The 25,008-nt window shown below is 67.2% G+C and carries 24 protein-coding genes; 13 read left to right on the top strand and 11 right to left on the bottom strand.

The genetic code is table 11. The annotated features are described in order from the left end of the window. The first annotated feature begins 16 nt into the window (after nt 1-16). The gene (locus AC1DKR_RS11325) at nt 17-589 is read left to right on the top strand and encodes a hypothetical protein (RefSeq protein WP_108264897.1); all 573 of its coding nucleotides are present in this window, start codon (nt 17-19) and stop codon (nt 587-589) included. An 89-nt stretch (nt 590-678) separates the two neighbouring features. On the opposite strand, the gene smpB is transcribed toward AC1DKR_RS11325, so the two are convergent. Continuing rightward, the gene (gene smpB / locus AC1DKR_RS11320; RefSeq protein WP_025878861.1) at nt 679-1,182 is read right to left on the bottom strand and encodes an SsrA-binding protein SmpB; all 504 of its coding nucleotides are present in this window, start codon (nt 1,180-1,182) and stop codon (nt 679-681) included. Nucleotides 1,183-1,239: 57 nt separating this feature from the next. On the opposite strand from smpB, the gene AC1DKR_RS11315 reads away from it, so the two are divergent. Both AC1DKR_RS11315 and AC1DKR_RS11310 read left to right on the top strand, forming a co-directional pair. Further along, nucleotides 1,240-1,665 (top strand): type II toxin-antitoxin system RatA family toxin, encoded by a 426-nt coding sequence (locus AC1DKR_RS11315; RefSeq protein WP_025878862.1) that lies wholly within the window; start codon nt 1,240-1,242, stop codon nt 1,663-1,665. A 3-nt stretch (nt 1,666-1,668) separates the two neighbouring features. After that, nucleotides 1,669-1,926 (top strand): RnfH family protein, encoded by a 258-nt coding sequence (locus AC1DKR_RS11310; protein ID WP_025878863.1) that lies wholly within the window; start codon nt 1,669-1,671, stop codon nt 1,924-1,926. Between the two features lie 35 nt (nt 1,927-1,961). On the opposite strand, the gene AC1DKR_RS11305 is transcribed toward AC1DKR_RS11310, so the two are convergent. Beyond that, nucleotides 1,962-2,357, bottom strand: a complete 396-nt coding sequence (locus tag AC1DKR_RS11305) for an outer membrane protein assembly factor BamE (protein ID WP_428704189.1) — start codon at nt 2,355-2,357, stop codon at nt 1,962-1,964. 103 nt (nt 2,358-2,460) lie between these two features. Here AC1DKR_RS11305 and fur point away from each other — a divergent pair, with 103 nt between their 5' ends. Beyond that, nucleotides 2,461-2,868: a ferric iron uptake transcriptional regulator gene (fur, locus tag AC1DKR_RS11300; protein ID WP_025878865.1), complete on the top strand. Its 408-nt coding sequence runs from the start codon at nt 2,461-2,463 to the stop codon at nt 2,866-2,868. Between the two features lie 63 nt (nt 2,869-2,931). Here the strand turns inward: fur and AC1DKR_RS11295 are convergent, their stop codons facing one another. Beyond that, complete coding sequence (locus AC1DKR_RS11295; RefSeq protein ID WP_478032909.1) at nt 2,932-4,182, bottom strand: SGNH/GDSL hydrolase family protein; 1,251 nt, start codon at nt 4,180-4,182, stop codon at nt 2,932-2,934. A 97-nt stretch (nt 4,183-4,279) separates the two neighbouring features. Between AC1DKR_RS11295 and AC1DKR_RS11290 the strand changes: the two genes are divergently transcribed. Further along, nucleotides 4,280-5,197, top strand: coding sequence for a LysR family transcriptional regulator (locus AC1DKR_RS11290; RefSeq protein WP_394198357.1), 918 nt, complete (start codon nt 4,280-4,282; stop codon nt 5,195-5,197). A 203-nt stretch (nt 5,198-5,400) separates the two neighbouring features. Here the strand turns inward: AC1DKR_RS11290 and recN are convergent, their stop codons facing one another. Continuing rightward, nucleotides 5,401-7,062 (bottom strand): DNA repair protein RecN, encoded by a 1,662-nt coding sequence (gene recN, locus AC1DKR_RS11285; RefSeq protein ID WP_100436113.1) that lies wholly within the window; start codon nt 7,060-7,062, stop codon nt 5,401-5,403. 115 nt (nt 7,063-7,177) lie between these two features. On the opposite strand from recN, the gene hrcA reads away from it, so the two are divergent. The 4 genes from hrcA (at nt 7,178) to dnaJ (ending at nt 12,238) form a co-directional block, all read left to right on the top strand. Then, a complete protein-coding gene (gene hrcA / locus AC1DKR_RS11280; protein WP_025878869.1) occupies nt 7,178-8,242 on the top strand; it encodes a heat-inducible transcriptional repressor HrcA in 1,065 nt (354 codons plus the stop codon). A 63-nt stretch (nt 8,243-8,305) separates the two neighbouring features. Then, nucleotides 8,306-8,821, top strand: a complete 516-nt coding sequence (grpE, locus tag AC1DKR_RS11275) for a nucleotide exchange factor GrpE (RefSeq protein WP_478032906.1) — start codon at nt 8,306-8,308, stop codon at nt 8,819-8,821. A gap of 203 nt (nt 8,822-9,024) precedes the next feature. Beyond that, nucleotides 9,025-10,950 carry a molecular chaperone DnaK gene (dnaK, locus tag AC1DKR_RS11270; protein WP_099820185.1) on the top strand — a complete coding sequence of 642 codons (1,926 nt, stop codon included), beginning with the start codon at nt 9,025-9,027 and terminating at the stop codon, nt 10,948-10,950. 154 nt (nt 10,951-11,104) lie between these two features. Next, nucleotides 11,105-12,238 (top strand): molecular chaperone DnaJ, encoded by a 1,134-nt coding sequence (gene dnaJ / locus AC1DKR_RS11265; protein WP_025878872.1) that lies wholly within the window; start codon nt 11,105-11,107, stop codon nt 12,236-12,238. Between the two features lie 99 nt (nt 12,239-12,337). Here the strand turns inward: dnaJ and AC1DKR_RS11260 are convergent, their stop codons facing one another. Further along, nucleotides 12,338-13,135: an AraC family transcriptional regulator gene (locus AC1DKR_RS11260; protein WP_478032904.1), complete on the bottom strand. Its 798-nt coding sequence runs from the start codon at nt 13,133-13,135 to the stop codon at nt 12,338-12,340. Between the two features lie 73 nt (nt 13,136-13,208). Here AC1DKR_RS11260 and AC1DKR_RS11255 point away from each other — a divergent pair, with 73 nt between their 5' ends. From AC1DKR_RS11255 to AC1DKR_RS11245, 3 genes are all read left to right on the top strand, one after another. Further along, a complete protein-coding gene (locus AC1DKR_RS11255; protein ID WP_025878874.1) occupies nt 13,209-14,408 on the top strand; it encodes an MFS transporter in 1,200 nt (399 codons plus the stop codon). 517 nt (nt 14,409-14,925) lie between these two features. Further along, a complete protein-coding gene (gene pdxY, locus AC1DKR_RS11250; RefSeq protein ID WP_032977637.1) occupies nt 14,926-15,834 on the top strand; it encodes a pyridoxal kinase in 909 nt (302 codons plus the stop codon). Continuing rightward, nucleotides 15,831-16,955: a prephenate dehydrogenase gene (locus tag AC1DKR_RS11245; RefSeq protein WP_478032902.1), complete on the top strand. Its 1,125-nt coding sequence runs from the start codon at nt 15,831-15,833 to the stop codon at nt 16,953-16,955. Before pdxY ends, AC1DKR_RS11245 begins: the two co-directional genes overlap by 4 nt. A 168-nt stretch (nt 16,956-17,123) precedes the next feature. Here the strand turns inward: AC1DKR_RS11245 and AC1DKR_RS11240 are convergent, their stop codons facing one another. The 5 genes from AC1DKR_RS11240 to AC1DKR_RS11220 form a co-directional block, all read right to left on the bottom strand. Beyond that, a complete protein-coding gene (locus AC1DKR_RS11240; RefSeq protein ID WP_025875144.1) occupies nt 17,124-17,318 on the bottom strand; it encodes a hypothetical protein in 195 nt (64 codons plus the stop codon). Between the two features lie 68 nt (nt 17,319-17,386). Beyond that, nucleotides 17,387-19,165 (bottom strand): ABC transporter transmembrane domain-containing protein, encoded by a 1,779-nt coding sequence (locus tag AC1DKR_RS11235; protein WP_033830874.1) that lies wholly within the window; start codon nt 19,163-19,165, stop codon nt 17,387-17,389. Next, entirely contained in the window at nt 19,158-19,754 is a 597-nt protein-coding gene (locus AC1DKR_RS11230; protein WP_478032900.1) for an IMPACT family protein, read from the bottom strand. The genes AC1DKR_RS11235 and AC1DKR_RS11230 overlap by 8 nt, the downstream gene beginning before the upstream one ends. 34 nt (nt 19,755-19,788) lie before the next feature. Further along, nucleotides 19,789-20,772 (bottom strand): hypothetical protein, encoded by a 984-nt coding sequence (locus AC1DKR_RS11225; protein ID WP_478032898.1) that lies wholly within the window; start codon nt 20,770-20,772, stop codon nt 19,789-19,791. Continuing rightward, the gene (locus tag AC1DKR_RS11220) at nt 20,769-21,287 is read right to left on the bottom strand and encodes an RNA polymerase sigma factor (RefSeq protein ID WP_229291374.1); all 519 of its coding nucleotides are present in this window, start codon (nt 21,285-21,287) and stop codon (nt 20,769-20,771) included. Before AC1DKR_RS11220 ends, AC1DKR_RS11225 begins: the two co-directional genes overlap by 4 nt. Before the next feature lie 247 nt (nt 21,288-21,534). Here AC1DKR_RS11220 and AC1DKR_RS11215 point away from each other — a divergent pair, with 247 nt between their 5' ends. Beyond that, the gene (locus tag AC1DKR_RS11215; RefSeq protein ID WP_032977624.1) at nt 21,535-24,381 is read left to right on the top strand and encodes a bifunctional diguanylate cyclase/phosphodiesterase; all 2,847 of its coding nucleotides are present in this window, start codon (nt 21,535-21,537) and stop codon (nt 24,379-24,381) included. A gap of 19 nt (nt 24,382-24,400) precedes the next feature. On the opposite strand, the gene AC1DKR_RS11210 is transcribed toward AC1DKR_RS11215, so the two are convergent. Further along, complete coding sequence (locus AC1DKR_RS11210) at nt 24,401-24,994, bottom strand: LOG family protein (RefSeq protein WP_025875132.1); 594 nt, start codon at nt 24,992-24,994, stop codon at nt 24,401-24,403. Nucleotides 24,995-25,008: the final 14 nt, after the last annotated feature.

The following is a 25,008-nucleotide window of genomic DNA, read 5'->3' as shown; positions in this document are numbered from 1 at the left end:
GAGACGGAGACGGCCGGTGACCGAAGCAATGCAACAGCGCAGCCTGCGTCAGCTGGTTGGCCCGGTAGGGGCCGATTACCAGCGGCGGGCACTGCCGCCTGGCTGGGTCTGGGCGGTGCTGGCGGTGTTGCTGGCTGGAACGTGGGCCACCGAGCTGCCGGCCACGGCTGCAGCTGCGCTGATCGCCAGTGCGGTGGTGGTGCACTGGCCGCGGCGTGGCCGCTTCCACTGGCTGGGGTGGCGGCTGCCGGCGCTGGCGGTGCTGGCCGCGCTGTTGTGGGGCCCGGATGTGCTGTCACAGTGGTTCGAGCACGGCCTTGCCTTGACCCTGATGTCGCTGGCCAGCCTCAGCATCGGCGTGCACGTGTGGCAGTCGCGGCAGTTGGCGCGGCAGCTGCAGGCGTCCGCCGATGCGCTGGATGATGCCCAGTTGCTGGCCTTGCTGCCCGTTGATGCTGCGCGGCTGGCGCAGCAGTGGAGGGCGGGTGATGATCGCCATGCCCCGGAGCTGTCGGTGGTGATGCACCTGGCGGTGATGCACGCGGCGCTGTCACCGCGTCTGCGCGGGCAGGGCCTGCTGGCAGGCTGATCGGGGTCTTGTAGAGCCAGCCTGCGCTCGGCTGCTTCTTTGCCGAAGCCGAGCATGGCTCGGCTCTACACGAAAGCGGGTAGGCGTCCTTATGCGTCGCGGTTGCCGCGACGCATCACCCGCTGCTTCTCGATCGCCCAGTCACGATCCTTGGCGGCATCGCGCTTGTCGTGGGTCTGCTTGCCCTTGGCCAGCGCCACTTCCAGCTTGATCTTGTTCTTGCTCCAGTACATGGCCGTGGGCACGATCGTGTAGCCATCGCGCTCGACCTTGCCGACCAGCTTGTCGATCTCGCTCCGGTGCAGCAGCAGCTTGCGCTCGCGCCGGTCGTTGGCCACCACGTGGGTGGAGGCCTGGATCAGCGGGGTGATCTGCGCGCCGATCAGGAAGATCTCGCCATCCTTCACGTAGGCGTAGGCGTCGACGATGTTGCCGCGGCCAGCACGGATCGACTTCACTTCCCAGCCCTGCAGGGCCAGGCCGGCTTCAAAGCGGTCTTCGATGTGGTACTCGTGACGGGCACGCTTGTTCAACGCGATGGTCTTGTTGGCCGTCGCGCTCTTTGCTTTATCCTTGCCGGTGTTCTTGCTCATTTCCGTATTGTCTCCGATTCGGGCCCGCCCGGTCGATTGCCGAAGCGTCCTGTATTCATGCCTACTATCCGCCGCAGTGCCCTGGTCGAACATTCGGCCGCGCGCATGTTCGATCTGGTCAACGACGTCCAGGCCTATCCGCGCCGCTTCCGCTGGTGCTCCGACGCCCGCATCCTCGAGCAGGGCGAAGACCGGCTGGTCGCTCGCCTGGACCTGGGCCTGGGTTCGTTCAGCACCTGGTTCCAGACCGAAAACACCCTGCAACGCCCGCACAGCATCGACATGCAGCTGCGCGAGGGGCCGTTCAAGCAACTGCACGGCCGCTGGGAATTCCACGCCCTGGCGGAAGATGCCTGCAAGGTCACCCTCACCCTGGACTTCGAGCCGAGTTCACGCCTGCTGGGTCCGGCGCTGGCCATCGGCTTCCAGGGATTGGCCGATCGCATGGTCAACGATTTCGTCCGCGTCGCCGACGAGGGCTGAACGATGATCGAGGTCGAGGTCGTGCTGGCCTGGCCACAACAGGTGCTGTCGCGCCGGCTGCAGCTGGAGGAGGGGGCGACCGTAGCTGATGCCGTGGCAGCGGCCCGGCTCGAAGGCAGTGCCGACTGTCCTGCCGCCGCCGTGCATGGCGTACTGGCGCAGCCGCATCAGGTGCTGCTGGATGGTGATCGTGTGGAGCTGCTGCGTGGCCTGCAGGCCGACCCGAAGGACAACCGCCGGCGACGCGCGCGCGGCGGTTGATCTCCAAGGCCCGTCCGGAGGACGGGCAGGGTGGCTCAGCGGCCGCCCTTCTTCTTCTTGTCCTTCGGCAGATTGCGGCCGAACTGGCGCACGGTCTGCTGGGCAAGGGCCTTGTCGTTGGCCGGGAAGTAATCGCCATCCCAACGGGTGACCACATCATTTTCGAAGTACACGACGAAATTCTTCACGTCGGTACGGCCCAGGCGGTTCACGCGTTCGGTCGAGGTGTAGTCCCAACGCTGGGCGTGGAACGGATCCGGCACCGACGGGGTGCCCAGCAGGGCAGTGACCTGCTGCTTGCTCTGCCCGACCTGCAGTTTGGCAACGGCATCTTCCCGGATCAGGTTGCCCTGGTAGATGGGTTGCTTGTAGATGATGCCGCACCCGGCGGTGGACAAGGCGACGGCGGCGACCAACAGGAGATTGCGCATCGGGACTGGCGGTTGGGGAAATCAATCCGATGATACACTCCCGGCGTGCCACCGCGACCCAATCCGAGGCAGCTGGCGCTAAATCGCCAATGAACGGAGACCTATGGAAACCCACGACCTGCGTAAAGTCGGCCTGAAGGTGACCCATCCGCGGATGCGGATCCTGGCGCTGCTCGAGCAGCGCAATGCCCAGCACCACATGACCGCCGAAGACATCTACCGCCAGCTGCTGGAGCATGGCGACGAGATCGGCCTGGCCACGGTGTACCGGGTGCTGACCCAGTTCGAGGCCGCCGGCCTCGTGCTCAAGCACAATTTCGAAGGTGGCCAGGCCGTCTACGAACTCGACCGCGGCGGCCACCATGACCACATGGTCGATGTGGACAGCGGCAAGATCATCGAGTTCGAAAGCACCGAGATCGAAGACCTGCAGCGCAAGATCGCTGCCGATCACGGCTACGAGCTGGAAGAACACTCGCTGGTGCTGTACGTGCGCAAGAAGCGCAAGTAAGCCCCGCAGCCAGCTGATTGCGACGAAACCCCGGGCATACCCGGGGTTTTTGTTTGTCTGGCCTCAGCGTCGCGGTAGATCCACGCCATGCGTGGATGGCCCCATCAGGACGTCCAGATCCACCGCCTCGGCCATCGCCCGGTTCCCCGCATCGCCCGGGTGCAGGTGGTCACCGGAGTCGTAGGCAGCCGCCATCCGTGAGGGATCGGCCGGATCGCGCAGGGCCGCGTCGAGGTCGATCACCGCGTCGAACGGGCTGTCCGTGCGCAGCCAAGCGTTGAGCCGCTGGCGCAGGGCGTCCTTGTCCGCGGCGTAGTAGTCGTCCAGCGGGGTGCCGGGCAGGGCGCCGGCAAACGGGGTCAGGGTCGCGCCGAGGATGCGCAGGCCGCGCGCATGGGCGCGCTGGGCCAGGTCGCGGTAGCCGGCATGCAGCTCGGCCAGGCTGGGCCGGGCCAGCGTGCGGGCAAAGGCCGTGCCCGGCCAGCTGATGTCGTTGATGCCGATCAGCACGATCACACTGGCGACACCGGGCTGGTCGAGCACGTCACGCTGGAAGCGCTTGCGGGCCGATTCGCCCATGCCATCGCGCAGCAGGCGACCGCCGGATATGCCGGCATTGACCACCGCTACACCTTCTGGTGCCAGCCGCGCGGCGAGGTGATCGGTCCAGCGCTGGTCCTGGTCGAGGCTGGCGGTGGCGCCATCGGTGATTGAATCGCCGATCACCACCACGCTGCGCGCGATGGCCGGGGCCTCGACGTCGATAGCCGACAGGAGCAGGCGGGCCGTGGTGCTGCTGGCGTCCCGCAGCGCGGGCCGTTGATGCTGGTCGCCCGGCGCAATCCAACTGGTCTGCCGCCCTTCCCAATGGAAGGTCTGCAGCGGCGTGCGGTCGGGCAGGTAAACGCTGACCTGCACCGCCTGCCGATCAGCGGTGGGAAGGGGGAGCGGATCGCTCAGGCGGTCCTGCCCGGGCGCAATCACGACCCCGGGCTGGCCGTCGAAGCGCAGCGGCTGCGGCGTGTCCCCCGTATGGGCGGCGATGCTGGCAGCGCCGATCCGCAAAGGTTGGGTGCCGTAGGCATTGCTCAGCCGGACCCGCAGGCGCGACCCGCCCAAGCTGATGCGAGCGCTCTGGCGGAAGGTCTGGTCCTGCAGTTGGCCGGGAATGCGGGTAGGAAACAGGAAATCGCTGGCCCACACCGGCTGCGGACTGGCTTGCCAGCTGGCGACCCAGTGCGGGGCAGGTGACGCAGCGGCGGCGCCGGACAGGGCAAGCAGGGCGGTGGCGGTCAGTTGGCTCAGGCGATTCATCGGGATGACCCGGTGGGAGGGACGACCATGGTGCGTCCGGGGTCATCTGTGACCTAGACTGCGCATGGACAATCATCTGTGAATCGAATTCATTGACATGGCACGCACCGACATCAACCGATCCGGCGAACTGGAAGTGTTCGTGCGGGTGATCGAAACCGGCGGCTTTTCCGCCGCCGCCCGCAGCCTGGAGATGACGCCGTCGGCGGTCAGCAAGCTGGTTGCGCGGCTGGAGCAGCGGCTGGGCACGCGCCTGCTGCAGCGCTCCACCCGCCAGTTGCAGCTGACCCCGGAGGGCTGCGCGTTCTATGAGCGCGGCCTGCGGGTGCTGGCCGATCTGGAAGAGGCCGAACGCTGCGCCAGCGCCCACGCCGAGCCGCGTGGGCGGCTGCGGGTCAATGCCAACGTGCCGTTCGGCCAGCACTTCCTGCTGCCGCTGCTGCCGGAATTCCTGCAGCGCCATCCGCAGGTCGGTGTGGACCTGACGCTGACCGACGAGGTGATCGATCTGCTGGAGCAGCGCACGGACGTGGCGGTGCGGGCCGGTCCGTTGAAGAGTTCCAGCCTGGTCGCGCGCCGGCTGGGTGCAACGCGGATGATGATCGTGGCGGCACCGGCCTATGCGACACGACACGGACTGCCGGCCAATGCCGACGCGCTGCTGGCGCACAACCGGTTGGATATCGGCCATGCACGGTCGGTGCAGGGCTGGCCGCTGCTGCAGGATGGCCAGCAGTTGCGGGTGCTGCCGAGCGGGAATGCGCGCGCCAGCAATGGCGACGCGCTGCGTCAGCTGGTGTTGGGTGGGCTGGGCCTGGCCCGGCTGGCGGCGTTCCAGGTGCAGGCCGACATCGCGGCAGGCCGGTTGCTGCCGGTGCTGGAGGACGCCAACCCGGGCGACCTGGAAGAGGTGCACGCGGTGTTCCTGGGGCAGGGGGGCTACCTGCCGCTGCGGGTGCGCGCGTTCCTTGATTTCCTGGTGGAGAACGTCGACCTGACGCAGCCGCGGGGGTAGTGCCGGCCGCTGGCCGGCAGCGTCATGACCGTCGCCCATGCGCATCGGGTTGCCGGCCAGCGGCCGGCACTACCAGGTCCTCGTCCACGTGCGTCGGGTTGCCGGCCAGCGGCCGGCACTACCAGGCGTCAGGCCTGCAGTAGATCCACGCCATGCGTGGATGAATGCCCGCGATTCACGCGCGCCAACAGGCGTGCAGGGGCCTACACCTGCAGCAGCTTGCGCGCGGCGGCGCGGGCTTCCTTGCTCACTTCCACGCCACCCAGCATGCGCGCCAGCTCTTCCTCGCGGGCCTTTGCGTCGAGCTTCTCCACCGCGCTCTGGGTCATGCCTTCCACCGGTGCCTTGCTGACCCGGTAATGCGCGTGGCCCTTGGAGGCGACCTGCGGCAGATGGGTCACGCACAATACCTGGCGCTTTTCGCCGAGGGCGCGCAGCTTCTGGCCGACGATATCGGCCACCGCGCCACCGATGCCGGAGTCGACTTCGTCGAACACCATGGTCGGCACTGCATCCAGGTCGAGCGCGGCCACTTCGATGGCCAGCGAAATACGTGACAGCTCGCCACCGGAAGCGACCTTGCGCAGCGCACGCGGTGGCTGGCCCGCATTGGCTGCCACCAGGAACTCGACGCGCTCGGCGCCCTGCGGGTCCGGCTTGCCGTTGTCCTGCGGCTCCAGCTCGATCAGGAACTGGCCGCCGCCCATGCCCAGCTCGGCGATGATGCCGGTGGTGGTGGCCGACAGCTCGGCAGCAGCGGTGCGACGGCTGGTGGTCAGTGCTGCAGCCTCGACACGCCAGGCCGCTGCGGCCTTCTCAATTTCGCCGGCCAGACGCTGCAGGCGCTCGTCGGCGCCGCGCAGCTGTTCCACTTCGGCGTGCATGCGCTCACGCTGCGCACCCAGCTCATCCATCGGCACGCGGTGCTTGCGGGCCAGGTCGTGCAGGCGGCCGAGGCGGCGCTCGTTCTCCTCGAACTGGTCCGGATCGGCGTCCAGATCGTCATGCACCCGGTCGAGCAGGGCCAGGGCCTCGTGCAGCTGGATGGAAGCGCTGTCGATCAGGGCATCGACGTCGCCCAGCCGCGGGTCATGTTCGGCCACCCTGGCCAGTTCATGCCGCACCTGCTGCAGCAGATCCAGCGCCGAGTGGCCTTCGTCGCCGTTGAGCTGGTCCGAAGCTGCCTGGCAGGCGGCCAACAGGGCGCTGGCATGCGCCTGACGGCGATGGCTGGCGCCGAGCGCGGTGATCGACTCCGGCTCCAGATCCTCACGGTCCAGTTCGCGCAGCTGATGTTCGAGGAAGCCGATGCGGTCACTCACGTCGCCCTGTTGCGACAGTGCGAGGGATTCATCGACCAGCGCCTGCCAGGTGGCGGCAGCGCGGCGCACCTGGCGGCGTTCGCTTTCGTTGCGGGCATAGGCGTCCAGCAGGGCCAGCTGCGACGGGCGCGTCAGCAGGGCCTGCTGCTCATGCTGGCCATGGATTTCCACCAGCAGGCCGGCGAGGTCGGCCAGCTGCGCCAAGGTGACCGGGCGGCCGTTGATCCACGAGCGCGAGCCGCCGTCGGCGCGGATCACGCGGCGCAGCTGGCATTGGTCTTCATCGTCCAGCTCATTGCTGGCCAGCCACTGGCGGGCGGCCTGCAGCTGGTCCAGCGCGAATTCGGCCGACAGTTCGGCCCGGGCCGCGCCATGGCGGACCACGCCGCTGTCGGCGCGCAGGCCGGACAGGAAGCCCAGAGCGTCGACCATCAGCGACTTGCCCGCGCCGGTCTCGCCTGAAATCACGGTCATGCCCGGCCCGAACTCCAGTTCGGTGGCGCGGACGACGGCGAAATCCTTGATTGAAAGATGTCTGAGCATGGGTAAGGGGGTGTCTGCAGCCGCGCAACGCTAGCACGCGCAGCGGGGTCGTCCAATGACTTGCCAAGGGGATGCGTCGCCATTATCTAATGTCCCTGTCTCACAGGTTGATTCCATGCACGGTTCTCCCGACCAACTTGCCCCGCGCGCGCGGCACCTGCTGCGCACGCTGATCGCGCGCTACATCCAGGATGGCGAGCCCGTGGGTTCGCAGACGCTGGCGCGCGTGGCCGGCCTGGAGGTCAGTCCGGCCACCATCCGCAACATCCTCGGTGACCTGGAAGACCTGGGCCTGCTGGCCTCGCCGCATACGTCGGCGGGCCGGATTCCGACTGCGCATGGCTACCGGGTGTTCGTCGACAGCCTGTTGCAGATGCAGCCGCCGGGCGAAGGGGAGCTGGCCCGACTGCGTCAGGAGCTGGCCGGAGGCGGCAGTACCCAGGCGCTGCTCGGCAGTGCGTCGGAGCTGCTGTCGGCGATGAGCCACTTCGTTGGCGTGGTCAGCGCGCCGCGCCGCGAGCAGTTCGCCTTCCGCCAGATCGATTTCGTGGCGCTGGACGGGCGCCGGGTGCTGGCGATCCTGGTGTTTGCCGACAATGAAGTGCAGAACCGGGTGATCGAGACGCGCCAGGACTTCGCACCGGGGCAGCTGGAGCAGGTGGCCAACTACCTCAATGCCCACTTTGCCGGGCTGCCCCTGGCCGAGATCCGTACCCGCCTGCTGCTGGAGCTGCGCGACGCCCGTTCCGAGCTGGAACAGGTGCTGGCGCACAGCGTCGAGCTGGCCGAGCAGGCCTTGCAGCCGCCGGCCGACGACATGCTGGTGGCCGGCCAGACGCGTCTGATGGGGGTGCAGGACCTGTCCGACCTGGAGCGCCTGCGCGAGCTGTTCGAGCTGTTTTCCAGCAAGCGCGAGATCCTGCAGCTGCTGGAGCGGACCATCCAGGCCCCCGGCGTGCGCATCTTCATCGGCGAGGAAACCGGCGTGGTACCCCTGCAGGGCGTCTCGCTGGTCACCGCGCCGTACACCGCCAACGGCCAGGTACTGGGCGTGCTGGGCGTGATCGGGCCGAAGCGGATGGCCTACGACCGGATGATTCCGCTGGTCCAGGCCACCGCCGATGTGCTCGGCGCGGCCTTTTCGCCGGGCGGGCGAACTCCGGGTGCATCGGACGCTTGAAACGCAGCATCCCGCCCACACTAGGGTGGGTGGAGGCGGAGAGTGACCGCCAGGGACCCAGACATGAATCAAGATCAGCCAGACATCGCCGCCCAGCAGGCCGCCGCCGACGCAGCTGCCGCCGAGGGCGTCAACGAACAGATCGAACAGCTCCGTGCCGAAGTGGAGCAGGTCAAGGCCGAAGCGCTGCGTGAGCGCGCCGACCTCGACAACCAGCGCAAGCGCGTGGCCCGCGACATCGAACAGGCGCGCAAGTTCGCCAACGAGAAGCTGCTGGGCGAACTGCTGCCGGTATTCGACAGCCTCGATGCCGGCCTCAAGGCCGCCGGTGACGATGCCCACCCGCTTCGCGAGGGCCTGGAGCTGACCTACAAGCAGCTGTTGAAGGTCGCTGGTGACAACGGCCTGGTGCTGCTGGACCCGACCGGGCAGCCGTTCAACCCGGAACACCACCAGGCGATCAGCCAGGTCGCTGCCCCCGGCGCCGCCCCGGGCACCGTGGTGACCGTGTTCCAGAAGGGCTACCTGCTCAACGAGCGCCTGCTGCGGCCGGCGCTGGTGGTGGTTGCCGCCGATTGACCGCGGGCGCCGGGCCTGGCCTGGCGCGGGTTTTCCCGCCGCGACCGGGGCATCGGCACGACCGACGCTGAACGTGTTGGGCGAACGGAAACACAGCGTTCGGGGGATGGCTTGAATGTTCCACGAGCCTCCCCCACATCCCATTCATCCACCGGCCGAACGGCCGGACTGACAAAAACAACATCCTTCAAGGAGTCTCCCCCATGGGCAAGATCATTGGTATCGACCTCGGCACCACCAACTCGTGCGTGGCGATCATGGACGGCGGCAAGGCCCGCGTCATCGAAAATTCGGAAGGCGATCGCACCACCCCGTCGATCGTCGCCTACACCAAGGACGGCGAAGTCCTGGTCGGTGCCTCGGCCAAGCGCCAGGCCGTGACCAACCCGAAGAACACCTTCTACGCGGTGAAGCGCCTGATCGGCCGCAAGTTCACCGACGCCGAAGTGCAGAAGGACATCGCTCACGTCCCGTACAGCATCCTGGCCCATGACAATGGCGATGCCTGGGTGGCCACCAGCGATGCCAAGAAGATGGCACCGCAGGAAATCTCGGCCAAGGTGCTGGAGAAGATGAAGAAGACCGCCGAGGACTTCCTCGGTGAGAAGGTCACCGAAGCGGTCATCACCGTGCCGGCCTACTTCAACGACAGCCAGCGCCAGGCAACCAAGGACGCTGGCCGCATCGCCGGCCTGGACGTCAAGCGCATCATCAACGAGCCGACTGCGGCCGCGCTGGCCTATGGCCTGGACAAGGGCGACAACAAGGATCGCAAGATCGTTGTGTACGACCTGGGCGGCGGCACCTTCGACGTTTCGGTGATCGAGATCGCCAATGTCGACGGCGAGAAGCAGTTCGAAGTGCTGGCCACCAACGGCGACACCTTCCTGGGTGGCGAAGACTTCGACAACCGCGTCATCGAGTACCTGGTTGAAGAGTTCAACAAGGACCAGGGCATCGACCTGCGCAAGGATCCGCTGGCCCTGCAGCGCCTGAAGGATGCTGCCGAGCGCGCCAAGATCGAACTGTCCAGCGCCCAGCAGACCGAAGTGAACCTGCCGTACGTCACCGCCGACGCGTCGGGTCCGAAGCACCTGAACATCAAGCTGACCCGCGCCAAGCTGGAGTCGCTGGTGGAAGAGCTGATCAAGAAGTCGATCGAGCCGTGCCGCGTCGCCCTGAACGATGCCGGCCTGCGTTCGAGCGACATCAGCGAAGTGATCCTGGTCGGCGGCCAGACCCGCATGCCGAAGGTGCAGCAGGCTGTCACCGAGTTCTTCGGCAAGGAACCGCGCAAGGACGTCAACCCGGACGAAGCCGTGGCACTGGGTGCTGCGATCCAGGGCGGCGTGCTCGGCGGCGACGTCAAGGATGTGCTGCTGCTGGACGTGACCCCGCTGTCGCTGGGCATCGAAACCATGGGCGGTGTGTTCACCAAGATCATCGAAAAGAACACCACCATCCCGACCAAGGCCTCGCAGGTGTTCTCCACCGCCGAGGACAACCAGTCGGCCGTGACCGTGCACGTGCTGCAGGGTGAGCGCGAGCAGGCCCGCTTCAACAAGTCGCTGGCCAAGTTCGACCTGTCCGGCATCGAGCCGGCCCCGCGCGGCCTGCCGCAGGTGGAAGTGTCCTTCGACATCGACGCCAACGGCATCCTGCACGTGTCGGCCAAGGACAAGAAGACCAACAAGGAACAGAAGGTCGAGATCAAGGCCGGTTCGGGTCTGTCCGAGGAAGAGATCGCACGCATGGTCGCCGACGCGGAAGCCAACCGCGAAGAAGACAAGAAGTTCCAGGAGCTGGTGCAGGCCCGCAACCAGGCCGATGCCCTGATCCACGGCACCCGCAGCGCGATCACCGAGCACGGCAGCAAGGTTGGTGGCGAAGTGATCGGCAAGGTGGAAGCGGCCCTGGCCGATCTGGAAACCGCGATGAAGGGTGACGACAAGGCGCAGATCGAAGCCAAGTCGAAGGTGCTGGAAGAAGCTGGCCAGTCGCTGTTCGCTGCGGCTTCGGCCGACCAGGGCGGTGCCGCCCCGGGTGCCGATGCCGGCAACGCTGGCAAGGCGCAGGACGATGTGGTGGACGCTGAGTTCACCGAAGTGAAGGACGACAAGAAGTCCTGATCCGGACCGACACGGGACGCTGGTTGCCAGCGTCCCGTTGTCGTACCAGGGTCCTGACCGCCCTCTGGCGTGTCGGGGCGCCCGACGCAAGAGCGGACATGGTTCCGCTCTTCCGCTTTGACGAATCCCGACTTTCCGGAATGCGATCCACGATATGAGCAAGCGCGATTACTACGAAGTGCTGGGCGTTGCCCGCACCGCTACCGACGAAGAACTGAAGAAGTCCTATCGCCGTTGCGCGATGAAGTTCCACCCGGACCGCAACCCGGGTGATGCGGCGGCCGAAGCCTCCTTCAAGGAGTGCAAGGAAGCCTACGAAGTCCTGTCCGACGGCAACAAGCGCCGCATGTACGACAGCCATGGCCACGCCGCGTTCGAACACGGCATGGGCGGTGGTGGCGGTGGTCCGGGCGGCCCGGACATGAACGATATTTTCGGCGACATCTTCGGCAACATCTTTGGTGGTGCCGGCGGTGGTGGCCCGCGCCAGGCGCGTCGCGGCGCCGACATCGGTTACGTGATGGAGCTGGACCTGGAAGAAGCGGTGCGTGGCGTCGAGCGCCGCATCGAGATTCCGACCCTGGCCGAATGCGGCGACTGCGATGGCAGCGGCTCGGAAGACGGCAAGGTCGAGACCTGCAACGTCTGCCATGGTCGTGGCCAGGTGCGCATCCAGCGCGGCATCTTCGCCATGCAGCAGGCCTGCCACAACTGTGGTGGCCGTGGCCAGATCATCGCCAAGCCCTGCAAGACCTGCCACGGCAACGGCCGTGTCGAAGAAGACAAGGTGCTATCGGTGAAGGTGCCGGCGGGCGTGGATACCGGCGACCGCATCCGCCTGGCGGGTGAGGGCGAGGCAGGCCCTGCGGGGACGCCACCGGGCGATCTGTACGTGGAAGTGCGCGTGCGTGAGCACCACATCTTCCAGCGCGACGGCGACGACCTGCACTGCGAAGTGCCGATCCGCATTTCGCAGGCCGCACTGGGCGATACCGTGCGCGTGGCCACCCTCGGTGGCGAAGCGGAAATCCGTATCCCGGCCGAGACCCAGACCGGCAAGCTGTTCCGCCTGCGCGGCAAGGGTGTTCGTTCGGTACGCAGCCGCAGCGAGGGCGACCTGTACTGCCGCGTGGTGGTGGAGACGCCGGTCAACCTCACCAGCGACCAGCGCAAGCTGTTGGAGCAGTTCGAAGCCACCTTCAACGGCGAGGATGCGCGCAAGCATTCGCCGAAGTCGGCGACCTTCATCGACGGCGTCAAGGGCTTCTGGGATCGGATGACGTCCTGATCCCTTGAGGGAAATGTTGAACGACAGCGCCGGGCCATGCCCGGCGTTTTCGTTTCCGGCGCAGCAGATCCGCGCCATGCGTGAGCGCGGTGCAACGGATCAACGGAAAAACGCCGCTGGCGTCTGCCCCAGCTGGCGCTTGAACATGCTGGTGAATGCACTGGGGCTGTCGTAGCCCATCGCCAGCGCCACATCGATCACCTTCTCGCCGCGGGCCAGCCGTTCCATCGCGGCCAGCAGGCGCGCCTGCTGCCGCCACTGGCCAAACGTCATGCCCAGTTCGCTGGCGAAGTGGCGCTGGATGGTTTTCACGTCGATCGCCAACGCCTGCGCCCAGTCCTGCAGGGTCGCCTCGTCGCCGGGATGTTTCTGGATGTGCTGGCAGATCCTGTGCAGGCGCGGGTCGACGGGCTCGGGCAGGTGCAACGGCAGTACGTCCATGCGGCGCAGTTCGTCGAGCATCAGCCGCACCACGCGGCCATCGCGGCTGTCTTCTTCATGCGGCCCGTCGATCAGGATGGCTGCCTGCAGCAGTTCGCGCAGCAGGGGTGCCACCTGCACGGCGAAGGGCTCGGCGGGAAGCTGCGGGGCGAATGACGGTTCGATGTACAGGCTGCGCATGTGCACCTCGGCGATGCAGTCCACCGCATGCGCCATGCCCGCCGGCATCCAGATGGCGCGGGTGGAGGGCACCACCCAGCGGCCGACCTCCGAGCGCACCACCATCAGCCCGGACATGGAATAGACCAGCTGGTGCCGTCGGTGCTTGTGCGCCGCGATGTGGGTGCCGGCGCGGTAGTCGCGTGCGCGGCAGGTGACCGGGCGATGCACCGGCACCTCGTTCCACGGCGCGGTTTCGCGGACGGGGCAGGGGGTGTCCTTTTTGCGATAGGCCATGACCAGAACGCGGCAGAAGGGAGCGGATGCCCACCGTAGCATGCACGGCTCGCCCCCATCCTGACCGTGCGCAATGTCGACTCTGGCTTCTCCCGCCGTATCCGCCCGCCCCGTATCGCCAGGAGTGCTGGCGGCCATCTCCAGCTCGCACATGGTCAACGACATGATGCAGTCGCTGATCCTGGCCATCTATCCGGTGATCAAGGGCGGCTTCAATCTCAGCTTCACCCAGATCGGCCTGATCACGCTGACCTACCAGCTCACCGCCTCGATCTTCCAGCCGCTGGTCGGCCTTGCCACCGACCGCCGGCCGGCCCCGTACTCGCTGCCGATCGGCATGGCCTCGACCTTGTGCGGCATGCTGCTGCTCGGCTTTGCGCCCAACTACGCGATGGTGCTGCTGGCCGCCGCGTTGGTCGGCATCGGTTCGGCCATCTTCCATCCGGAAGCCTCGCGCATCGCACGTCTCGCCTCCGGCGGCCGTCATGGCCTGGCGCAGTCGGTGTTCCAGGTGGGAGGCAACTTCGGCACGGCGCTGGGGCCGTTGATCGCCGCAGCGGTGATCGTGCCCTATGGCCAGCATTCCGCATCTTGGTTTGCCGGTGCAGCGTTGATCGGCATTGCCCTGCTGACCTATGTCGGTCGCTGGTACTCGCTGCATCTGGGTGCGCCCCGGCCAGCAGCACACGGTGTGACTGCCGCGCGCCATCCGCCGCGCACGATCGCCCGGGTGCTGGCCATCCTGCTGGTGCTGATCTTCAGCAAGTATTTCTACATGGCCAGCATCGGCAGCTACTTCACCTTCTACCTGATGCATCATTTCGGCATTCCGGTGGCGCAGGCGCAGCTGCATCTGTTCGCCTTCCTGGTGGCGTCCGCCGCGGGTGGATTCTTCGGCGGTCCGCTGGGCGATCGTATCGGTCGCAAGCCGATCATCTGGGCCTCGATCCTGGGCGTGGCACCGTTCGCGCTGATGCTGCCGCATGCCGACCTGCTGTGGACGACGGTGCTGGCGGTGCTGATCGGCTTCGTGCTGTCTTCGGCCTTCTCCGCGATCGTGGTCTATGCGCAGGAAATGATGCCGCATCGCATTGGCATGGTGTCCGGGTTGTTCTTTGGCTTTGCCTTCGGCATGGGCGGCCTAGGCGCAGCGGTGCTTGGTCTGCTGGCTGACAAGACCAGCATCGAATTCGTTTACCAGCTGACCGCGTTCCTGCCGTTGCTGGGCATCGTCGCGGCCTGGCTGCCGCCGTCCAGGCCTACTGCGCACTGAGGGGTGTTCTTCGGCAGGGCTGCGCCCTGCACCGTCCGGTTGCGGGGGACGCTGCAAGTACGTCCCTGTAAGCTCGGTCGCGCCATCCATGGCGCTCACGCCCCCGCAACCGGACCCACCCCGCCTTCGACAGATTTCTGCAATCTGTCGGGATGGCATGACTTGCTGTTGGTGGGTGTCGACCTTGGTCGACACGTGGATCCACGCCATGCGTGGATGATTTTCGATTTGGATCTGAATATTCGATTTGGACAGAGATTGATCCACGCATGGCGTGGATCTACTGCTCGCGGGGTACTGTCGAAGGCGGGGCACTGTGGGTTTGCGGGGTGTGAGCCGCATGGATGCGGCGACCAAGCCTCCATGGACGGATTCACGGCGTCCCCGCAAACCCACAGTGCCCCGCCATCCCTCGGAGTGCCGCTGTTGCTGTTGCCTTGGCTGTGGCTGTTGCCTCTGCAGGTGCAGGTGCAGGGCGCAGCCCTGCCGAAAACCCCCTTGGGCGTAGAATGCGGGCATGAGCGAATCCCTCGACAACCACCTGGTCCACGGCCGCCGCCAGCGGCCCGACGGCCCTTCGCCGATCGATGTCATTTCGGTCCAATCACAACTGGTCTACGGCCATGCCGGCAACAGCGCCGCGCTGCCCCCGATGCGTGCGCTCGGCGTGCGCGTGGCCTCGATCCCGACCACGCTGCTGAGCAATGCGCCGTTCTACGAGACCACCCGTGGCCGTGTGCTGCCCAGCGACTGGTTTGCCGATCTGCTGCTCGGCACGCATGAACGTGGTCTTCCGCAGCGGGCGAAGATGCTTGTCTCCGGTTACTTCGGCAGCGCTGCCAACGGTGCTGCGTTTGCTGATTGGCTGGACGAGATCCTGCCGGCATGTCCGCAGCTGCGCTACTGCCTGGACCCGGTGATCGGCGATACCCACACCGGTCCCTACGTGGAGCCAGGACTGGAAGCGATCTTCGCTGAGCGCCTGCTGCCGCATGCATGGCTGGTTACCCCGAATGCCTTCGAACTCGGTCGCCTGACCGGCATGCCGGCGCTGGCCGAAGCCGATGCCATTGCTGCTTCGCGCGCGCTGCTGGCACGGGGGCCGCAGTGGGTGCTGGCACACAGCGTCGGCGGCAATCCGGGCGAGCTGGTGACGCTGGCTGTGGGGCGCGAGGAAACCTGGCGCTGGACCTCGCCGCTGCTGCCGGTGGATGTGGCAGGCACCGGCGACGTGCTGATGTCGCTGATGGTGTCCTTCCTGCTGCGTGGTGAGCCGATGCAGATGGCCATCTCGCGGGCCATCGCCGGCACCCATGCGGCGCTGGAGGCGACCCTGGCCCACGGCTTCGAAGAGTTCGACGTGATCGCGGCCGCACCGGCGGCACTGGCCGACGGCTTGCGCTTCCGCGCCGAACGGCTGGCATGAGCGATCTGCACGAACGCACGCCGCGCACGGTCGGCATCGTAGGCAGTGCCGGCGCCTATGGACGCTGGCTGACCCGGTTCTTCGAACAGCACATGCAGGTGCGCGTGATCGGCCACGATCCGGCCGATCCGGGTTCGCATGCGCCGGAGCAGTTGCTGGAACAGGCCGACGTGTTGGTGTTCTCCGCACCGATCCGGCACACGTCCACGTTGATCGCCGAGTACGCGCGCCTGTCCGCGGGCCGCGAGCAGGAACGCTTGTGGCTGGATGTGACCTCGGTGAAGGAAGCGCCGGTGCAGGCGATGCTGGCCTCGTGCGCCGAAGTGGTGGGCCTGCATCCGATGACGGCGCCGCCCAAGGCGCCGACCCTGAAGGGCCGGGTGATGGTGGTCTGCGAGGCGCGACTGCAGCACTGGCGGCCCTGGGTGGACGCGTTGTGCCTGGCACTGCAGGCCGAATGCGTGCGCGCCACCCCGCAGCACCACGACCAGATGATGGCGCTGGTGCAGGCGATGGTGCATGCGACCCACCTGGCCCAGGCGGGTGTGCTGCGCGAGTACCAACCGCAGCTGGGCACGCTGGCGGCGATGCTGCCGTATCGATCGGCCTCGTTCGAACTGGATACCGCGATCATCTCGCGCATCCTGTCGTTGAATCCGGCGATCTACGAAGACATCCAGTTCGGCAATCCCTATGTGGCGCCGATGCTGCAACGCCTGATCGGCCAGCTGCAGACGCTGCAGGTACAGGTGGGGCAGGGCGACGACGCTGCGCGGGGCGCGTTCCGCGATCACCTGCTGGAGGCCAACAGGAGTGCCTTCGGCGATCAGGCCCTGGCTGCGGGCAACTACACCTTCGAGCGCGTCGGCTATCTGCTGGCCGACCTGACGGAGCGCAATGCACTGTCGGTGCATCTGCCTGAAGACCGCGCCGGTTCGTTGCGTGAGCTGCTGAACGTGTTCGAGCAGCATGGCATCAGCCTCGCCTCGATCCACTCCTCGCGCACGCCCGCCGGCGAAGTGCATTTCCGCATCGGTTTCGTGGCCGGGAGCGAGCCAGGGGCTATCGCGGCAGCCGCCGCCGAAGTGGGTGCCAGCGGGATCGGCCGGGTGCTGGCGTAACGCCATTCATCCACAGGGCGTGTGGATGGCTTCTGCGCAAACATGTGGATAACCTGCGGCAGGTCTTGGCGTGCAAGGCTGTCAAGATGGTTGGTCAAAAAATGACCAACCTTTTTTCTGTCCGGAACAGCAGTAGAGCCGGGGCATGCCCGGCTCTGCGGTGGATCGCTAGATCGACAACCTGACCTCGCCGCCGCTGGTGGTGAACTCGCGGCCGTTGCGTACCAGCTGGCGTCCGTCATCAAGCTCATAACGCGGCGTCGCTTCGGAGCCATGCCCACTGCCGCTGGCCTCGGGCTTGAACTCGATGATGATGTGGCTTTCGCCATTGCTGTCGACAGCAGGGAACTGACGGAACGACATGCCTGGCCTCCTTCAGTGGTTCTTCGCTACGCCACCAGAGTGATCCGGCCGGTGTTAGCCGGCCGTCATCAATCGATGAACTGCAGGCGTGCAAGCTCCGCATACAGGCCGCCTTCAGCCAGCAGCTGCGTATGCGTGCCTTCGGCCACGATACGGCCATGGTCCATCACCACGATGCGGTCGGCCTTCAGCACGGTCGCCAGCCGATGGGCGATGACCACCGTGGTGCGCCCCGCCATCAAGCGTTCCAGCGCCTGCTGCACGCCATGTTCGCTCTGTGCATCCAGCGCGCTGGTGGCTTCGTCGAGCAGCAGGATCGGTGCGTCCTTCAGCAAGGCACGGGCGATCGCCACGCGCTGCTGCTGGCCACCGGACAGGCGGGCACCGCGCTCGCCCAGTTCGCTGTCGTAGCCCTCTGGCAGCGCACGCAGGAAGGCGTCGGCCTCGGCGGCACGGGCTGCGTCCTCCACCTCGGCGTCACTGGCCTCCAGCCGTCCATAGCGGATGTTGTCGCGTGCGCTGGCGGCGAACAATGTCGGTTGCTGCGGCACCAGCGCCAGCTGCGCGCGAAGCTCGGCCGGATCGACCTCGCGCACATCGATGCCGTCCACGCAGATGCGACCGCTTGCCGGATCGTGGAAGCGCAGCAGCATCGACAGCACCGTGCTCTTGCCGGCGCCTGACGGGCCGACCAGGGCGACGGTTTCACCCGGCCGCACGTGCAGGTTGAAATGATCCAGCGCTGCCTGATCCGGTCGCTGCGGGTAGTTGAATAGCACGTCGTCGAAACGGATCTCGCCACGCAGCGGCTGCGGCAGCGCACGCGGCTTGGCCGGCGCACGGATCTCGATGTCTTCCTGCAGCAGCTCGCCGATGCGGCCCATGCCGCCGGATGCGCGCTGCAGTTCGTTCCACACTTCGGCCAGCGCACCGACCGAACCACCACCGATCAGTGCGTACAGCACGAACTGGCCCAACGTACCGGCACTGAGCCGCCCGTCGATGACGTCGTGCGCGCCCAGCCACAACACCCCGACAATCGCACCGAACACCAGCAGGATGGCGCTGGCGGTCACCAGCGACTGCGCGCCGATGCGCCGGCGCGCGGCACGGATCGCATCGCCCAGCGCATGGTCGAAACGGCCGCGTTCATAGGGCTCGCGCGCATGCGCTTGCACGGTTCGCACCGCGCCCAGCGTTTCGCTGGCCAGGCTGTTGGCATCGGCAATGCGGTCCTGGCTGCTGCGCGCGATGGTACGCAGCTTGCGCGCGCCGATGATGATCGGCAGCACTGCCAGCGGGATGCCGAGCAGCGACCAGGCGGCCAGCCGCGGACTGGTGACGAACAGCATCGCCAGGCTGCCGACCACGGTGACGCTGCTGCGCAGCGCCACGGACATGGTCGAGCCGACCACGCTGCGCAGCAGTTCGCTGTCAGCGGTCAGGCGCGACACCAGTTCGCCGCTGCGGCTGCGGTCGTGGAAGCCGGCGCCGAGCTGGATCAGGTGGGCGTACAGGCGGCTGCGCAGATCCGCCACGACCTTCTCGCCGAGCAGCGAAACAAAGTAGAAACGCGCAGCCGTTGCCAACGCCAGCACCACGGCGACCAGCATCAGCAGAGCAAAGGCACGGTTGATCTGGCCACCGCTGCTGAAGCCGTGGTCGATCATCTGCTTCACCGCCGGCGGCAGGCTCAGGGTCGCCGCTGACGAAACGGCCAGGGCCAGCAGCCAGGCGCTGAACAATCCGCTGTGGCGGCGCACGAACGGCCACAGTGTGCGCAGGCTGCCGAGGCGGCGCAGCGGCGGGGAGGCCGGGTCGGTCGCCGGTGCGTCCTTGTCAGTCATCGAGGGGGTCATCTTGGATACGGATACGATCACGGGTGGCGTCGCGCAGGCGGATTTTCAATGCGTCGACCTGCTCTGCGGGCAATTCCACCCGCAATCTCACGCCATTGGCATCAAACTGTTCATCGCGTTTTTCGGCCGCGTGGGCCGGCAGGGCCGCATGCAGCGCGCCCAGGTCCTCGAATCCAGCCACCAGCTGCAGCCGCACCATCGCGACCAATGGCAGGCGTGGCGCGGTGCGCAGGCATTCGGCAGCGGCGCCGCCGTAAGCCCGGACCAGCCCACCGGCGCCCAGCTTGATGCCGCCGAACCAGCGGGTGACCACCACCATCACCCGGTCGAATCCCTGGCCATCGATGGCAGCCAGGATCGGGCGGCCCGCGGTGCCGGCGGGCTCGCCGTCATCGCTGGAGCGATAGTCCTGGCCGTGCCGGTAGGCCCAGCAGTTGTGGGTCGCATCGGCTACCGATACGTCCTGCAGAAATGCCATCGCCGCAGACGCGCTCTCGATCGGCGCGGCATGCGCGATGAAGCGGCTGTGCTTGACGTCCAGGGTGTGGTTGACCGGTTGGGCGAGGGTGTCGGGCATTCCCTTCATTCTACGGGCTTGCCGCCGACGTGCTTCAGTCGTCCAGCAACGGTCGCACATCCTTTGGCAGGCGTGCCTCTGGATAGGTCTGCAGGTAACGCTCCAGGCTCGCCCGGGCCAGGTCGCGCTGGCCGGCGTCGCGGCGCTCGCGGATCTTCTGCAGCCATTGCCGGCGTGGCAGCCCGGCATCGGCCTGCACTTCGGCCTGTACCGCGTCCGCGCTGAGGTTCGCGTCGCTTGCGCGGCGCATGACGCCAGGCGCGGTTCTGCCGGCCGCGTCCTGCTTGGCCGCGGTGAGCGCGACGCGGTCTTCGGCCGTGGCCTGCGCGGAGGGCATGGATTCGGCCGCCGCCGCAGTGGCCTTGCGGGCCCTCATCGTCGCGGCAGGAGCTGCAGGCGCAGGCGCCGAATAGGCTTCGGCTGCGGGGGGCGCCGCCGCCGGCATCGGAGGCGGCGCAAACGCTGTGTCGGCTGCAGGCGCAGGTGGCGGTGCCGGCGCCATCATCGGAGCAGGTGCCTGCCGGGGTGCGGCAGGCGCGGGTTTCACCGCCTCCGCGATGGCTGGTGCCGGAGCCGGTGCTGCCTTGGCTGCCGCAGGTGCCGGTGCTGCGGCCGGTGCAGGTACCGGTGCGGCTTCGGTGGCCGCGACGTCGGCGGCCGCGCTGTCGTAGGCCGTGCCTTCGGCGCTCGCATCGGCCGCCATTTCCTGTGCAGCCGGCGCGGTGGCAACTGCCTCGGCAGGGGCCGAGGGCGGCTCTGGACGCATCTGCCAGGCGATGCCAACGGCGAACACCGCCGATGCGGCCACGCCGAACACGGCCGGCCAGCGGCGGCGCGGGCGCAGCGTGCGCGGTGCCACCGGCGCTGGGGCCGCCTCGCGTGCTGGCGTCTCCACGGCCGCACGCGCAGCGGCGAGGATCGCCGCGTCCAGTGCCGGCGGAGGGCCCTGTTCGGTGCGGCGCCCAAGCAGGCGTACCAGTTCGCGTTCTTCCGGCGTCAGTGCATCGTCTCGGTTCATGCGTTCAGTCCCGCACGCAGCTTGTCCATCGCATAGCGCAGCCGCGATTTCACGGTTTCCCGGCCAACGCCGGTGATCTGGCCGATCTCCTCCAGGCTCAGTTCCTGTTCCAGCCGCAGCTGCAGCACTTCGCGCTGTTCTGCGGGCAGTTCTTCCATCGCCAGCTGGATGCGGCGACGTTGCTCGAATTCGGACAATTCCGCTTCCGGTGTCTGCCCATCTTCCAGCGCGGCCAGGCGCAGATCGGCATCGGCCGGTGCAGGGGGGCGATGGCGGGCGGCGCGCCAGTGGTCGTTCAGGCGGTTGTGGGCGATGCGGAACAGCCAGGTGCTGAAGGCTGCATCGGCCTGCCAGCCTGCACGCGCGCTGATCACCCGCTGCCAGACGTCCTGGAACATCTCCTCGGCCAGCGCGGTGTCGCGCAGCTGCCGCAGCAGGAAGCCGAACAGGCGCTTGCGATGACGGGCATACAGGCTTTCGAACGCGTGCACTTCACCGGCGGCCCAGGCCAGCATCAAGGCTTCATCGGTTGGCAGGGCGCTGGCATCCACGCCGTACAGGGTAAGCCCTGCAGGCGGTGGCGCATAGCCAGCGATGGGGTGGGACAGGGCGACAGTCACGGCAGGAACCGGGAGGGGATCGAGAGGAAAAACGCCCGAGGGCACGTTTCGGGGTTGCCGGGCTTCCATTGCCCCCCGGGTGGCGCGTTATGCTCGGTAATTCAGGGGAGGCGGCGCTCAGGCGGCGCCAAGAGAACGTCATTTGTCCACCGAAGCCGACCGCGCGCTGGAAGCGTCAAACAACGAGCCTGTGCTGAGCGCAGCGCTGGTGCGCGCGCTGCATGCGCTGCTGCCGGAAACGGCGATCGTGCGCGTCGGCTGGGACGATCCGCAGCTCGGCAGCGGGCAGGGCGGTTGGCCGATCGGCGGTGGCGAGGAGGACATCTGGCAGCCGCTGGCCGACCATGCTGAAGGCCGCCACGGCTGGGAATACGACGGCGCCCGGCTGCTGCTGTCGGTACGCGGCGCGACGCCTTCCCCGGCCTGGTGGGGGCTGGCCCGGCAGGCCATGGAGCTGGCCCTGCAGCGGGGCCGCCAGGCGGGGCAGATCAAGGCGCTGGAAGAAGCTGAGCGGTTGCAGCAGGCCCTGTTCCAGATTGCCGACCTGGCCGGTGCCGACCTGGAAATGAGCGAGATGCTGCGCCACGTGCATGGCGTGCTGGGCACGCTGATGTACGCGCAGAACTGCTACATCGTCGAGTATGACGATGCCCGCCGGCAGATCCGCTTCCTGTACTTCGCCGACCAGGTCGATGACTTCGTCGCCGATCCGGCGCAGGGCTACGACATCGACCAGATGCCGCGCAGCCTGACAGTGGCGCTGCTGCGGCATGGCCGGCCGTTGAGCGGGCCTTCGCGCGAACTGCTGGCGCGGGTAGACCAGGAGCACGACCCGCAGCGCGGCCCGGAGAGCCTGGACTGGCTGGGCGTGCCGATGCTGCGCGATGGCCGGGTGTGTGGTGCGATCGTGGTGCAGAGCTACGAGCATGCCGACCGCTACGGCGAGGCCGAACGGGCCCTGCTGGGTTTTGTCGCCCAGCACGTGCAGACCGCCATGGACCGCCGCCAGGCGCAGGTGCGGCTGGAGCAGCAGGTGGAACGGCGCACGCAGGAGCTGCAGCGCGCCAATCTCAGCCTGCAGGATGAAGTGGCCGAGCGCCGCCGCGCCGAGCAGTTGCAGACCGCGCTGTACAACATCGCCGAAATGGCGATGTCGGCCGACAGCCTGGCGCAGTTCTACGGGCAGGTGCACGGCGTGGTCGGGCGCTTGCTGGATGCGCGCAATTTCTATATCGCGCTGGTCAATGCCGAGGGCGATGGGCTGGATTTCGTCTATTCGGTCGATGAGCACAACGCGAGTCGTGCGCCCCGAGCGTTCAGTCGCGGCCTGACCGAATATGTAGTCCGCCATCGTCGGCCCTTGCTGGCCTCGCGTGCGCAGATCGATGCGCTGCTGGAAACCGGCGAGGTGCGCGAATCCGGCGCACGTTCGCAGTGCTGGCTCGGCGTGCCGTTGCTGCGCGACGACGAAGTGGTCGGTGCGATCGTGGTGCAGAGTTACACCGAGCAGATCGCCTTCAGCGTGCATGACCAGCGCCTGCTGATCTTCGTTGCGCAGAACATCGGCACCGGTCTTGCGCGCCAGCGCGACCAGCAACGACTGCGCTCGGCGCATGCCGAGCTGGAAAAGCGGGTGGAGGAGCGCACCCGCGAGCTGGGCGAGGTGAACGAAAAGCTGCTGGGCCAGATCGGCGAGCGCCTGCGCGCCGAGCAGCGACTGACCCACCAGGCGATGCACGACGCGCTGACCGGACTGCCCAATCGCCTGCACCTGCTGGACAGGCTGCAGGATGCGCTGGCGCTGGCCCGGCGCGAAGGTGGCCCGGTGTTCGCGGTGCTGTTCCTGGACCTTGACCGCTTCAAGCTGGTCAACGACAGCATCGGTCACGCCGCCGGCGATCGCATGCTGGTGGAAGTAGCCAAGCGCATCGTGTCCATGGCCGGCGACAATGATGTGGTGGCGCGCCTGGGCGGTGATGAGTTCGCCGTGCTGCTGCACTGTCCGGAGGGCCTGGCGCAGGCCCTGGATTTCGGCCAGCGGCTGTTGCTGGCGCTGCAGGAATCGATGTGGATCGCCGGTCGCGAGCTGTTCCCCTCCGGCAGCCTGGGCATCGCCTTGTGGAACCCGCGCTATCGCACCGGCGAGGAACTGCTGCGCGACGCCGATGCGGCGATGTACCGGGCCAAGGCCCAGGGCCACGACCGCTGCTCGATCTTCGATGAGGAGATGCGCGAGCAGGCGCTGCGCAGCCTGGATCTCGAGGCCGACCTGCGGCGGGCGATCAACAACCGTGATTTCGTGCCGTTCTACCAGCCGATCGTGCGCCTGTCCGACGGCGAGGTGGTCGGCCATGAGGCCCTGTTGCGCTGGAAGCACGAGCGCCGCGGCCTGTTGCTGCCGGGCGCGTTCCTGGAGCTGGGCGAGGAAAGCGGCCTGATCGAACAGGTCGACTGGTTGATCTACGAGCAGGTTATCGCCGGCCTTGCCGATGGTGGGCGTGGCTATGTGTCGGTCAACGTGTCGCCGCGGCATTTCCGCTCCGCCGAGTTCAGCGGGCGCCTGTATGGCCTGCTGGAGGCGAGCAACGCGGACCCGCGGCGGCTGCGCCTGGAGATCACCGAGGTGGCGCTGCTCGATGACGGTCCACACACGCTGCGCATCCTGAAGGGCCTGCGTGAACGCGGCATCCAAGTGCAGCTGGACGATTTCGGCACGGGCTTCTCGGCGCTGTCCTACCTGCACCGTTTCCCGATCAGCACGTTGAAGATCGACCAGAGCTTCATTGCCGGCCTGCACGGCCCGGAGGCGCAGAGCACGCGCGCGCTGGTCGAAGGCGTGCTGTCACTGGCACGCACGCTGGGCATCGAGACGATCGGCGAAGGCATCGAGACCGAGGCGCAGCGTGACACGCTGTTCGAGCTCGGCTGCGACTACGGCCAGGGCTACCTGCTGGGCCGGCCGGCACCGTGGACGCGCGCGGCAGCCTGAGCCACCGCGCACGTAGTCTTCAACGCAGCGCCGCGCGGCGCTTCTCGTCGATCCACTTCGAGGCCTGGGCCGGCTGGTAGTTCTTCATCCAGGCCAGCATCTCCTCGATGTCCGAGCCGTACCACAGGTCCTGGCGCTGCTCGGGGTGCAGGAAGCGCTCTTCCACCATGCGATCAATCATGCCGATCAACGGCGCATAGAAGCCGTCCACATCGAGGAACGCGCAGGGCTTGTTGCCGATGCCGAGTTGGCGCCAGGTCAGCATCTCGAAGATCTCTTCCATGGTGCCGAAGCCGCCGGGCAGGGCGACGAAGCCATCGGACAGATCGAACATGCGCGACTTGCGTTCATGCATCGAACCGACGATCTCCAGTTCGGTCAGGCCGCGATGGGCCACTTCCCAGTCGGCCAGCTGGCGCGGAATCACGCCGGTGACCTCACCGCCGGCGGCGAGCACGGCATTGGCCACGGTACCCATCAGGCCGACATTGCCGCCGCCGTACACCAGGCGCATGCCGTCGCGGGCGATGCGATCGCCCAGCGCGATGGCGCGTTCGGTGTAGACCGGCTTGCTGCCAGCGTTGGAACCGCAGTACACACAGATCGACTTCATGGATCTTCCTGTCT

The organism is Stenotrophomonas sp. 01N47, assembly GCF_056399165.1.
Note: the sequence above shows the minus strand (reverse complement) of the source record. Positions and strands in the feature narration are given on the sequence as shown.